The sequence below is a fragment of the Sphingomonas sp. 4RDLI-65 genome (assembly GCF_049472435.1).
Lineage (GTDB): Bacteria > Pseudomonadota > Alphaproteobacteria > Sphingomonadales > Sphingomonadaceae > Sphingomonas.
Genome location: NZ_JBCEBT010000006.1, coordinates 93,867 through 106,323 on the forward strand (window position 1 = coordinate 93,867; position 12,457 = coordinate 106,323).

11 protein-coding genes are annotated in these 12,457 nt (G+C 65.1%); 1 reads left to right on the forward strand and 10 read right to left on the reverse strand.

Annotated features, from left to right (window positions below; translation table 11 throughout):
* Positions 1–5 precede the first annotated feature (5 nt).
* The 10 genes from VH567_RS13985 to rpiA form a co-directional block, all read right to left on the reverse strand.
* Positions 6–1,772 (reverse strand): DEAD/DEAH box helicase, encoded by a 1,767-nt coding sequence (locus tag VH567_RS13985; RefSeq protein ID WP_423326868.1) that lies wholly within the window; start codon positions 1,770–1,772, stop codon positions 6–8.
* Between the two features lie 57 nt (positions 1,773–1,829).
* Positions 1,830–3,002 (reverse strand): NAD(P)/FAD-dependent oxidoreductase, encoded by a 1,173-nt coding sequence (locus VH567_RS13990; RefSeq protein ID WP_423326869.1) that lies wholly within the window; start codon positions 3,000–3,002, stop codon positions 1,830–1,832.
* A 463-nt stretch (positions 3,003–3,465) separates the two neighbouring features.
* Positions 3,466–3,648, reverse strand: coding sequence for a hypothetical protein (locus VH567_RS13995; protein ID WP_055881387.1), 183 nt, complete (start codon positions 3,646–3,648; stop codon positions 3,466–3,468).
* Positions 3,648–4,115: a GreA/GreB family elongation factor gene (locus VH567_RS14000; protein ID WP_423326870.1), complete on the reverse strand. Its 468-nt coding sequence runs from the start codon at positions 4,113–4,115 to the stop codon at positions 3,648–3,650. Before VH567_RS14000 ends, VH567_RS13995 begins: the two co-directional genes overlap by 1 nt.
* A gap of 4 nt (positions 4,116–4,119) precedes the next feature.
* Positions 4,120–4,863: an HAD-IIB family hydrolase gene (locus tag VH567_RS14005; protein WP_307086933.1), complete on the reverse strand. Its 744-nt coding sequence runs from the start codon at positions 4,861–4,863 to the stop codon at positions 4,120–4,122.
* Positions 4,860–5,672, reverse strand: coding sequence for a Cof-type HAD-IIB family hydrolase (locus tag VH567_RS14010; protein ID WP_423326871.1), 813 nt, complete (start codon positions 5,670–5,672; stop codon positions 4,860–4,862). The genes VH567_RS14005 and VH567_RS14010 overlap by 4 nt, the downstream gene beginning before the upstream one ends.
* On the reverse strand, positions 5,669–6,652 hold the full coding sequence (gene gnd, locus VH567_RS14015) for a phosphogluconate dehydrogenase (NAD(+)-dependent, decarboxylating) (protein ID WP_423326872.1): 984 nt from the start codon (positions 6,650–6,652) through the stop codon (positions 5,669–5,671). The genes VH567_RS14010 and gnd overlap by 4 nt, the downstream gene beginning before the upstream one ends.
* 150 nt (positions 6,653–6,802) lie before the next feature.
* Positions 6,803–7,927 (reverse strand): transaldolase, encoded by a 1,125-nt coding sequence (tal, locus tag VH567_RS14020; protein ID WP_423326873.1) that lies wholly within the window; start codon positions 7,925–7,927, stop codon positions 6,803–6,805.
* Entirely contained in the window at positions 7,927–10,017 is a 2,091-nt protein-coding gene (gene tkt, locus VH567_RS14025) for a transketolase (protein WP_423326874.1), read from the reverse strand. The genes tal and tkt overlap by 1 nt, the downstream gene beginning before the upstream one ends.
* A gap of 69 nt (positions 10,018–10,086) precedes the next feature.
* Entirely contained in the window at positions 10,087–10,767 is a 681-nt protein-coding gene (gene rpiA, locus VH567_RS14030) for a ribose-5-phosphate isomerase RpiA (RefSeq protein ID WP_423326875.1), read from the reverse strand.
* 465 nt (positions 10,768–11,232) lie between these two features.
* Here rpiA and VH567_RS14035 point away from each other — a divergent pair, with 465 nt between their 5' ends.
* Positions 11,233–12,456 carry an efflux RND transporter periplasmic adaptor subunit gene (locus tag VH567_RS14035; protein ID WP_423326945.1) on the forward strand — a complete coding sequence of 408 codons (1,224 nt, stop codon included), beginning with the start codon at positions 11,233–11,235 and terminating at the stop codon, positions 12,454–12,456.
* Position 12,457: the final 1 nt, after the last annotated feature.

The following is a 12,457-nucleotide window of genomic DNA, read 5'->3' on the forward strand; positions in this document are numbered from 1 at the left end:
ATCCCTCAGGTCCGGTCGCGATTACCGCGGTACGGCGGCTTGCGCGCAGGCGCCGGACCACCACGGGGCGCCGCACGGTGCAGCGTCGAACGCGGGCCGTTCGCATTGCTGCGACCGCCACCGCCATCATGCCGCGCACCGCTCTCCGGCGCACCTTGCATTGCCTCGATCGCCACGCCGCTCTCTTCTTCGCCAGCCTGTGCCGTACGCTGGATCGCCGCCGAGAACCGCGACGCCACCGCGCGGGGAATCTCGAACGCGGTCTCGTTCGGCCCGATCCGGATCGCACCGATCTCCGACTTGGTGATGTGCCCGCGACGGCAGATCAGCGGCAGGATCCAGCGCGGATCGGCGTTCTGGCGACGACCGATGTCCATCCGGAACCAGACGGTGTCCTCGAAGCCTGCGCGCGGCCCCTGCGAACGCTCGTCCTGCGTCGGCTGCTTGCTCTGGTCGATCAGATCCTCGGCCTGCGGCATCGTCGCGCGGTGCATGTGCACCAGTGCCGCAGCGATATCCTCCGGGGTCTTCTCGGCCATCAGGCGGACGGCGAGCGCGCGATCCTCCTCCTCGACCTCGACCGGCTGCAACAGCATGCCGATCAGCCGCTCGTGATCGTTCTTGCGGATGTCCTCCGCGGTCGGGGCGTTGACCCACTCCGCGTTGATCTTCGCACCACGGAGCATCATCTCGACGCGACGGCGACGCGGAAACGGCACGATCAGGACGGCGGTGCCCTTCTTGCCGGCGCGACCGGTACGACCCGAGCGATGCTGGAGCGTCTCGGCGTCACGCGGCAGTTCGACATGGACGACCAGCGACAGCGTCGGCAGATCGATCCCGCGAGCCGCAACATCGGTGGCAACGCAAACGCGAGCGCGACGGTCGCGCAGCGCCTGAAGCGCCGCGTTACGCTCGTTCTGCGAATGCTCGCCCGAAAGCGCCACGGCGGCAAAGCCACGCTCGACCAGGCTCGCGTGCAGGTGACGCACGTTATCACGCGTCGCGCAGAACAGCATCGCCGTCTCCGCCTCGTGGAAGCGCAGCAGGTTGATCACCGCATGCTCGATCTCGGACGGCGAGACCGTGACGGCCTGGTACGAGATATCGCCATGACCGCGATCCTCGCCGACGGTCGAGATCCGCAGCGCATCCTTCTGATAGCGCTTGGCGAGTGCGACGATCGGCCGCGGCATCGTCGCCGAAAACAGCAGCGTGCGGCGCGCTTCAGGCGACGCGTCGAGGATCTGCTCGAGGTCTTCGCGGAAGCCCATGTCGAGCATCTCGTCGGCCTCGTCGAGCACCGCGACCTTGAGGGCCGACAGGTCGAGCGCGCCACGCTCGAGGTGATCGCGCAGACGGCCCGGCGTGCCGACGACGATATGCGCGCCGTGGGCGAGCGAACGACGCTCCTTCGAGGCGTCCATCCCGCCGACGCAGGTCGAAATGCGCGCACCGGCCTTGGCATAAAGCCACATCAGCTCACGGCTGACCTGGAGCGCGAGCTCGCGAGTCGGCGCGATGCAGAGGACGAGCGGCTTGTGCGGCGCGGGCAGGCGCTGGACGCCGTCCTCGCCGGCATCACCGAGCAGTTCGCCGGCCATCGCCAGGCCGAACGCCACGGTCTTGCCCGAGCCGGTCTGCGCCGACACGACGAGGTCGCGACCGATCGCATTGTCCTCGATCACATGAGCCTGAACGGGGGTGAGCGCGGTATAGCCGCGCGCTTCGAGCGCCTCGGAAAGAAGCGACGGAATATTTGTAAAAGGCATGTACGTCCTAATTGGTGGCCGGCTTGACGCTACGGCAAAGCACTGGCGTGGTGGTCCCTACAGGACTTGGCCCGCGGCCCACCCGCTCGCCCATGCCCATTGGAAGTTGTAGCCGCCGAGCCACCCTGTGACATCGACCGCTTCGCCGACCGCATACAACATTGGTACGCGTTTGGCTTGCATTGTTTGCGAAGATAGTTCCGCAGTGCTGATTCCGCCAGCGGTGACCTCGGCCTTGGAATAGCCTTCTGAGCCATTTGGCGTGAATTGCCAATGACTTAGCGCACGTTCGGCGTCCTGGAGCTTGCGGTCGGTGAGCGTGGAAATTTCGCCGCCCATGCCCAATCGCTCGCTCAAAGTCTCCGCGAGTCGGTCCGGCAGCGTGCTGCCAAGCAGTTTCCGGAGAGTCGCGCGCGGCGTGGTACGCTTGGCGGCGGGGAGCCAGCCGGACTCGCGATTGGGGAGGAAATCGATCCCGATCGGCTGGCCGTTGCGCCAATAGGACGATGCTTGGAGGATCGCGGGGCCCGACAGCCCCCGGTGCGTGAACAGCGCGGCCTCGCGAAACGCGGTCTTGCCTGCGGTGGCAACCACGTCGGCGGCGACCCCAGACAGTTCGCGGAACAGGATTTCATCGCCGCCCAGCGTCAGCGGGACAAGTGCGGGGCGTGGTTCGACGACCTTCAGCCCGAACTGCCGCGCGAGATCATAGGCGAACCCGGTCGCGCCCATCTTCGGGATCGATGGGCCTCCGGTTGCGATGACCAAAGCGGGGGCGGTGACGGTGCGACCGTCGAGCGACACGCGGTACTGCCCGTCGGCGTGGTCAACCCCTGTGACCGCGCGGCCGAGCGACAGGTCGACCCGCCCCTTGTCGCATTCGTCGAGCAGCATTTCGACGATCTGCTTCGCGGAGCCGTCGCAGAAGAGTTGCCCCAGCGTCTTCTCGTGCCACGCGATCCCATAGGACTCGACGAGCGCGATAAAGTCCTGAGCGGTGTAACGGCCGAGCGCGGACTTGGCGAAGTGCGGGTTCGCGGAGATGTAGCGATCGGCGGCGGTGTGGACGTTGGTGAAGTTGCACCGCCCGCCGCCGGAGATGAGAATCTTTTTGCCGGCCTGGTCCGCATGATCGACGAGCAGGATCTTCCGCCCGCGCTGGCCGGCGACGGCGGCGCACATGAGACCGGCTGCGCCTGCGCCGAGGATTATCGCGTCGTAGTCGGACAAGTGTCGCTCCGTGCTGCTTCGGTCAGCAGCTGCCAATTAAGAATGTTTCCCCGCGAAGGCGGGGACCCAGACTGGACTCCCGCCTTCGCGGGAGAACAAGAAGGGGTGGCCGCTGTAGCGTGTTTGGAATTGCCCACAAAGGTGGTGATCTGCTCCCGCGTCCACTAACGCCTTACATGGGGATTGCCCCACCCCGGCGAAGGCCGGGGCCCAGTTGGGGGCCGGCAGTGGCGCAGGTTGCCCCTCGTTACAGCGACCTTTCCAACTGGGCCCCGGCCTTCGCCGGGGTGGTGCCTTCGGTTGGTCAAGCTTCAGTTATTTTGCAGGGCGGCTCACCGCACTCCTGCTCCCTCTCCCCTCCGGGGAGAGGGCTGGGGTGAGGGSCMGCCAAGCAGTGCATCGCCCAGAACAGCCCCTCACCCAACCCTCTCCCCGAAGGGGAGAGGGCTAAGCACGCCCCAAACTACCGCAACTTGGCGATGTTCAACGAATCTTCCTTCGCCCGAACCTTCACCGACTCCTCGCTCCGGGTAAGCGCCTTGGCGATCGCCTTTAACGCCATGCCCTTCTTGGCCAAGGTATGAAGCTTCTGGATTTCGTCCTGCGTCCAAGCCTGACGATGCCGCTCGAATTTCGCCTCAGCCATCAGCCATCATCCTTGTCGATCGCCAGCACCTCGATCGCGTCCGCCTTGTCCGCAAACGCCACCGTCTCGCCAACCGCAGCCCCCATCAGCGCACGCGCCAACGGTGCAGAGAACGCCAGCCGGTCCTCGCCAGGCTCGGCTTCGTCGCCACCGACGATAGAGATAACCCGCTCCGCCCCGTTCATCCGAACGCGCACCCGCGAGCCGATCCCGACCTCGTCCTCTTCCGGCGACGGCGCAATCTCGGCCGTCGTCTGCCGCGTATGCCAATAGCGCAGATCGCGCAGCAGAAGCTTCCGAGCCTCCTCGTCCGTCTCCGCTGCGACCGCAGCCTCGATCGCGACCACCCGCTCGCCAATCAACCGCAATCCCCGCGCCGTGACCAGATTAGGTCCCGGCGCGATCGGCTGTTCGAACTTCGGCTCGAGATGTTCCTCGTCACTCTCGCGACGGAAAGCGACGCTCATGCCATCACTTCAGACACGCGACGATCCCGGCGATCGCCGCCAGCGTGCCGTCGACGTTCTTCACCTTCACGACGTCCAGCCCAAGCTGCTCCGCCGGATAGTCGTTCCCACCCGGGAAGATCGCGTCGCCGATGAACATCATCTTGTCGAGCGCGATGCCACTGGCCTCGTTGAGCTTCTTCAAACCATACGCCTTGTCGACACCCTCACGCGTGATGTCGATCGAGGTCGCGCCACCCATGTTGATCGACAACCCCGGCAGGCGCTTGCGCAGATCCGCCTGGATCACCTTGCGCTTGGCGAAATCGGGATCCCAGCTGTGCTTGGCATCGATCGGCGCTTCCTGGCCGAGTGCCGAGAACGTGATCTGGCTACCCCGATCCTCGATCCGCTCGCCCCAGGTCTTCTCCGGCACGAAGCCGGTAGCCTCCAACGACTCGTCGAACGCCTTGAGGATCTTCTGCTTCTCGTCGTCCTCGAACAGCTCGGCATACACCGCGCGCCATTCGCCATCGAACCGGTACAGCTTGGTCCCCGTCGTTGGCATCAACCAAAGCTTGGTACGATCCGCCCGCTCGGGCAGCCGCGACGCGACCTGCTTCTCGAACTGCGGCCAGTCGCCACCCGAGATCACCGCGACATGCGCGACGTCGAGCAGGTTCGCCAACGCCTCGCCCATCGGCTCCTGCAAGGGCTGCTTGCTCTCGGCCAGCGTTCCATCGAGGTCGAAGGCAACCAACTCTTTCATGCGGAAACTCCAGTAAGGATAAAATTGTCGATCGCGTGTGCGACGCCGTCGGCATCGTTCGCGCTGGTAATCTCGTGCGCAACGTCGCGGACATTCTGCGGCGCGTTGCCCATCGCGATCGCCAGCTTGGCGCGCTTGAGCATCGCGATGTCGTTCGCCTGATCGCCGATCGCCGCGGTCTCGGTCAGGGATATGCCGAACGCGTCTGCCAGTTCCTCGATGCCACTGCCCTTGTTGCCGGCCACCGGCGTGATGTCGAGATAATAGGTCTGCGACTGGACGATCGTCGCCTGCGCGTCGAACTTCGCCGCGACTTTCGCATGCAGGTCGCGCAACAGGTCCTCGTCATCACTGACGAACGTGACCTTGTCCGCCTTAGCCAGCAGATCGGAAAAATCGGACACGATCACCGGATCCTGCGCCGACGCTTTCCGCTCGCTACCGACATGCCCGCCCTGATCGGTGCTCGCATACCACACGTCATCCGCAAAGAACCATGTATCGACCGGGGCATCGCCAACGATCTCCATCGCGCCGCGCACGACATCGACGTCGATCATGTGATGCTCGATCACGGTGCCGTCACGCTTGAACACGATCCCGCCATTGAACGCGCCCATCGGCTCGTCGATGCCAAGCAGCTCCGCGATCGGCATCATCCCCGAGCGCGGCCGTGCGCTGATGATCGTGAAACCAAGGCCCGCCGCCTTCAACCGCTTGACCGCATCGACAGTGGCGGGCGCGACCTTCTTCTCCTTGTCGACGAGCGTCCCGTCGACATCGGAGACGAGGAGCTTGATCGCGCTCACTGCGGCATCTCGACATGACCGCCAAAGCCATAGCGCATCGCCGACAACAGCTTGTCGCCGAACGTGTGGTCCACGCGGCTGCGATAGCGCGCATACAGCGCCGCGCTCAGCACGTTTGCCGGCACCTTCTCCTCCATCGCCGCGTCGATCGTCCACTGGCCCTCGCCGGAGTCCGCGACGCTGCCGCTGAATCCTTCAAGCGTGCCGTCCTTCGCCAGCGCGATCGCCGACAGGTCGAGCAGCCACGACGAGATCACGCTGCCGCGACGCCACACTTCGGCGACGTCGGTCAGGTTGATGTCGAAGCGCTGGTCCTCCGCGACATGCTCGCCCAACTTGCCCTTGAGGATGTCGAAGCCCTCGGCATAGGCCTGCATCAGGCCGTATTCGATGCCGTTATGAACCATCTTGACGAAGTGGCCGGCGCCCGGAGGACCCGCGTGGATATAGCCTTTCTCGGCGCGTGGATCGGCCTGACCCTCGACGCGGCCCGGCGTGCGGACGATGTCGCCCAGCCCAGGTGCCAGCGTCTCGAAGATCGGATCGAGATAGTCGACCGTATCCTTCTCGCCGCCGATCATCATGCAATAGCCGCGCTCGAGGCCCCACACGCCGCCCGACGTGCCGACGTCGACATAGCGGATACCCTTCTCAGCGAGTTCCTTCGCGCGACGGACGTCGTCCTTGTAGAAGCTGTTGCCGCCATCGATGATGATGTCGCCGTCGTTAGCCTTCGCGGCGATCGCCTGGACGGTCTGCTCGGTGGGCTCGCCTGCGGGCACCATCACCCACCAGATCGCCGGGCTCGCGAGCTTGGCGCGCATGTCGTCGAGCGAGTCGGCGCCCTCCGCGCCGTCGGCAGCGAGCTTCTTTACCGCCTCCGCATCGCGATCATAGGCGACGACCTCATGGCCGTTCTTCATCAACCGGCGCGCGATATTGCCGCCCATCCGGCCGAGGCCGATCAGTCCGATCTTCATGATTTCACTCCGCGCTTTCGCTGGAAAAATAACTGCCGTTCGTCCCGAGTAGACGTCGAGCTTGTCGAGACGACGTATCGAAGGACATGTACCTCGATACGGTCTCTCGACTTCGCTCGATCCCTACTCGGCACGAACGGAAAAGTTGCGTTACGCCGTTGCGGGCTGCTTCTTGGCGATCGAGCCGAGCAGGTCGTCGAACGCCTTCACGAACGACGCCACGCCTTCCTCGACCAGCTTGCCGGTCACGCCATTCAGGTCGAGCCCCAGCCGCTCAGCTTCGGCGAGCGTATGCTTCGCGCCCTCCACATCCTGCGTGATCGTCTCCGCCGCGGTGCCATGGTCGCGAAACGCGTCCATCGTCTTCGGCGGCATCGTGTTGACCGTGTCCTTGCCGATCAGCGTGTCGATGTAGAGCGTGTCGGGATAGCTCGGATCCTTCACCCCGGTCGACGCCCACAACAGCCGCTGCGGCTGCGCACCCTTGGCGGCGAGCGCCTGCCAACGATCCGACTTGAGGAAATCGAGATACCATTGATACGCCATCTTCGCGTTCGCGATCGCGACCTTGCCGCGGACCGCCTTCAGCGCTTCGGCCTCGGCATCGCCCTTCTCAAGACGCGCATCGATCTCCTTGTCGATCGACGAATCGATCCGGCTGACGAAGAAGCTGGCGACGCTGGCGATCTTGTCGATCGGCTGCCCCTGCTTGACGCGCTCCTCGAGCCCCGCGGCATATGCCTCGGCGACGCGGATGTAGGCGTCGAGCGCGAACAGCAGCGTCACGTTGACGTTGATCCCGCTGGCGATCGTCGACGAGATCGCCGGACCACCCGCGAGTGTCCCCGGGATCTTGATCATCAGGTTCGGCCGGTCGACCGCGGCCCACAGCTTCTTCGCCTCCGCGATCGTCGCGTCGGTATCGTCCGAGATATACGGCGACACCTCGAGGCTGACATAGCCGTCCTTCGCGTCGAGCTTGTCGTAGACCGGCTTCAACGTCTCCGCCGCCGCCTTGATGTCCTGGATCGCGAGATGCTCGTAGCGATCGATCGTCGCCGCGCCGGGATGCTGCTTGTCGTATTCGGCCAGCGTCGCGTCATAGGCATCGCCGTGACCCATCGCCTTTTCGAAGATCGACGGGTTCGACGTGACGCCGGTCAGTCCGTCCTCGTCGACCAGCTTCTGGAGACCACCGGCCTCCAGGAACTTCCGGTCGACGAAATCGAGCCATACCGCCTGGCCGAAGCCTTCGAGATCGTTGAGCGCACCCATCACTTGGTCTCCATCACTTGGCGGGCGACCTTGACGACATTGTCGACGGTGAACCCGAACTTGTCCTGCAGCTTGGCGAGCGGTGCCGAGGCACCGAAGGTCGACATCGTCACGGTCGCGCCGTCGAGCCCAACATAGCGGTCCCACCCGATCGACCCGGCCATCTCGACCGCAACGCGCGCGCGCACTTCGCGCGGCAGCACGCTTTCCTTGTACGCGGCGTCCTGCAATTCGTAGCGATACCAGCTCGGCATCGACACGACCCGGCTCTTCACGCCGTCCGCAGTCAGCTTCTCGTGCGCCTCGACGACCAGCGACACTTCGCTGCCGGTCGCGATCAGGATCACGTCGGGCGTGCCATCGCTATCCGCGAGGACATAGCCGCCCTTTTCGAGCCCGTCGGCGCTCGCATATTTGGTGCGGTCGAGCGTCGGCAGAGCCTGGCGCGACATGATCAGCGCGGCCGGCGTGCTGGCGTCCTTCAGGACCGCCTTCCATGCCGCGACGACTTCGTTCGCGTCGCTCGGACGGATCGTGTCGAGACCGGGGATCGCGCGCAGCGTGGCGAGATGCTCGATCGGCTGGTGCGTCGGGCCGTCCTCGCCGACACCGATCGAGTCGTGCGTAAACACCCAGATCGCGCCGACTTCCATGATCGCCGACAGGCGCACCGGCGCGCGCATATAGTCGGCGAACACCAGGAAGGTGGAGCCGTACGAACGCAAATGCGACAGCGCCATGCCGTTGACGATCGCGCCCATGCCATGTTCGCGGATGCCGAAGTGGAAGTTCCGCCCGGCGTAGTTCTCTGCCTCGAACGACGGCTGACCCTTGATGTCGGTCTTGGTCGACGGCGCGAGATCGGCGGATCCACCGATCAGCCACGGCACCTTCGCCGCGATCGCGTTGAGCACCTTGCCGCCGGAGTCGCGGCTGGCGACACCCTTCGCATCCGCCTCGAAGGTCGGGATGTCGGCATCCCAGCCCTCGGGCAGTTCGTCCTTGAGCAACAGGTCCAGCTCAGCCGACAGCTCAGGGTACGCGGTACGATACTTGTCGGTCAGCGCGACCCACTCGTCGCGCAGCTTGGCGCCACGCTCGGCGATCGCGCCGTTGAAATGCTCGATCACGCCGTCGGGCACGTAGAACGACTTGTCCTCGGGCCAGCCGTAAGCCTGCTTGGTGAGGCGGATATTCTCTTCGCCGAGCGGCTCGCCATGCGCCTTCTCGCTGCCCGCCTTGGGGCTGCCGTAACCGATCACCGAATGCACGACGATGAAGGTCGGCTTGTCATTGGTCGCCTTGAACGTCTCGATCGCGCGGCTGAGCGCGGCGGTATCGTTCGCGTCGTCGATGTGGATGACGTTCCAGCCATAGGCGTCGAAGCGCAGGCCGACATCCTCGTCGAATGCGAGATCGGTCGCGCCCTCGATCGAAATGTGGTTGCTGTCGTAGATCCAGCACAGGTTCGAAAGCTTGAGGTGGCCGGCGAGGCTCGCAGCCTCGGCCGAAACGCCCTCCATCATGTCGCCGTCGCCGCAGATCGTGTAGACGTCATGGTCGAACAGCGTGAAGCCATCCTTGTTGTAGCGCGCCGCGAGCCAGCGCTCGGCGATCGCCATGCCGACCGAATTGCCGCAACCCTGGCCGAGCGGACCCGTCGTGGTCTCGACACCGGTGGTGTGGCGATATTCGGGGTGACCGGGAGTCTTCGACGACAGCTGACGGAACTGCTCGATGTCCGCGAGGCTGACGGCCTCCTTGCCGGTCTTGTTACCCTCGGCGTCGATCTCTTCGATCTTGGCGAGGTGGATCAGCGAATAGAGCAGCATCGACGCATGGCCGACCGACAGCACGAAACGGTCGCGGTTGGGCCAGTCGGCATGCTTCGGGTCATAGCGCAGGAACTTCGACCAGAGCGTGTAGCCGACCGGCGCGAGCGCCATCGGCGTGCCGGGATGGCCCGAATTGGCCTTCTGCACCGCGTCCATCGACAGCGTGCGGATGGTATCGATCGCGAGGCGTTCGGGCGAACCGTCCTCGTGCAGCATGGGGTCCGCCTTGGGGGCGGCGGTTGCGGTATCGGTCATGGAAGAAGCCTCGCTCTAGACGGTGACCGAACGCCGCGCATCCGATCTGGTTGCCAACATAGGGTGCCTTTAGTCGGATGCACCCGCCCGTTCCAGTCGCGTAACGATGCCATTCGTAGCAATATACGCGGCGTCGACCTCGTCGAGGAACAGCCCGTGCCCGAGAATGCCCGGGATTGTGGAGAGGGTGGCGGCGGTTGCGTGGGGATCTTCGAGGGTCGCGAAATGGCAGTCGACGACGAGATTGCCTTGGTCCGTCCGGTAGTTGTCGCGGATGATAGGCGCGGCACCCATGTCGGCGAGGACACGCATCACATAGGCTATGGCGAACGGCAGCACCTCGACCGGCAGCTTGGCCGCGCCGATCCGGTCGACGCGCTTGGAGCCGTCGGCGATCACGACCATCCGTGCCGAGCTCGCGGCGACGATCTTCTCGCGCAACATCGCCCCGCCGGCGCCCTTGATCGCGAAACACCGCGAGTCGATCTCGTCCGCACCGTCTATCGTGAGGTCGACGGCGGCAATGTCGACGAAATCGAGGACGTCGATGCCGACGTCGCGTGCGAGTTTGCCGGAGGCTTCGGACGTGACGACCGCGCGGATCTGCAGACCGTGCGCGACCCGCTCGCCTAGCGCCCGGATCGCGAATGCCGCTGTCGAGCCGGTCCCAAGGCCGACGAGCATCCCCTCTCGAACTTCAGCGACGGCCGCAACCGCGGCGGCCTTCTTGTCATCATCGATAGAAGCCATCAGCCCACCCCATCCGTCATGCCGGGCTCGTTACGGCATCCACCGCTCAACGCACCCGAGAGAATTTGGTTTGGAGGACCCGGAGAACAAGCACCACCCCGGCGAAGGCCGGGGGCCAATTGGGAGACGTCTTTAACGGAGCGCAGCCCCTCGTTACCACGACCATTCCAATTGGGCCCCGGCCTCCGCCGGGGTGGTTCTGTGGGTGCGCGCTGTGCGGGCAATCGCGGGCGAACACCCTTCCCTTGTTCTCCCGCGAAGGCGGGAGCCCAGTCTGGATCCCCGCCTTCGCGGGGAAACAATCTTCTTGGTTTGGCGATCGCTTCACCCGCAACCAAACAAACCAGGTTACTCTTCCTACCCTATTTCTCACCCCCGCTTTTCAACTGACATACTTCTGGTACATCCTCGTGGTTTAGCCCGACCAACAGCTGCCCACACCGATCGCGAGCGGATACCAACTTGATAGCCACACGATTTTCCACGCGGCAGTGCGCCCTCCTGCTGGTGCCTGCACTCGCGCTCGCCGCCTGCTCCGGCGGTGACGACAAGGCTCAGGGCAAGGCAGGTCGCGCAGGCCAGCCAGGCCAAGGCACCCCCACAGTCGGCTATGTCGTCGTCCAGCCGACCAGCGTCGCGATGACCACCGAACTCAGCGGCCGCACCACCGCGTTCGAAAGCTCGGACGTCCGCCCGCAGGTCACCGGCATCATCCGCCGCCGCTTCTTCACCGAGGGCACGCTCGTCAAGAAGGGCCAGCCGCTCTACGAGATCGACCCGCGCCTCTATCGCGCCGCCGCCAACGAGGCGCAGGCCAACCTCCAGAGCGCGCGCGCCAACCAGCAGGCGCAGAATATTCTCGCCCAGCGCTACAAGCCGCTCGCCGAGATGGAGGCGATCAGCAAGCAGGATTACACCAACGCGGTCGCCACCTCGCGCCAGGCCACCGCCTCGGTCGCGCAGACCCGCGCCGCACTCGAGACCGCGCAGATCAACCTCAAGTTCACGACCGTCCCCGCGCCGATCACCGGGCGCATCGGCCGCTCGCTGTTCACCGTCGGTGCGCTCGTGTCCGCGACGCAGACCGATCCGCTCGCGCAGATCCAGCGACTCGATCCGATGTTCGTCGACATCCAGCAATCCTCCGGCGACCTGCTCGCGCTGCGCCGCTCGCTCGGCCAGAACGGCATCGTCGCGACCCGCGCCGAGGTCCGCCTCACGCTAGAGGACGGCAGCGAATACGGCGCGACCGGCTCCGTCCAGTTCGCCGAGGCGCTGGTCAACACCGAGACCGGCACCGTGACGCTGCGCGCCCGCTTCCCCAATCCGCAGGGGCTGCTGCTGCCCGGCATGTTCGTCCAGGCCAAGTTCGCGCAGGCGATCAACCAGCGCGCGTTCCTCGTGCCGCAGGCGGGCGTGTCGCGCGACGCGAAGGGCAATGCGACGGTCTACGTCGTCGATGCGAACAACAAGGCAGTGCAGAAGAAGATCAAGGCGGACCGCACCCAGGGCGCCTTCTGGGTGGTCACCAGCGGGCTCAATCCCGGCGACAAGATCATCACGCAGGGCCTGTCGAAGATCGCGCCCAATCAGGGCGTGAAGCCGGTGCCCGAAAACACCGCGCAGAAGATCGAAGCGCCCAAGGATGACTCCTCAGGCGGCCAGTCCAGCCAGAAAAAGGCCGACTAAG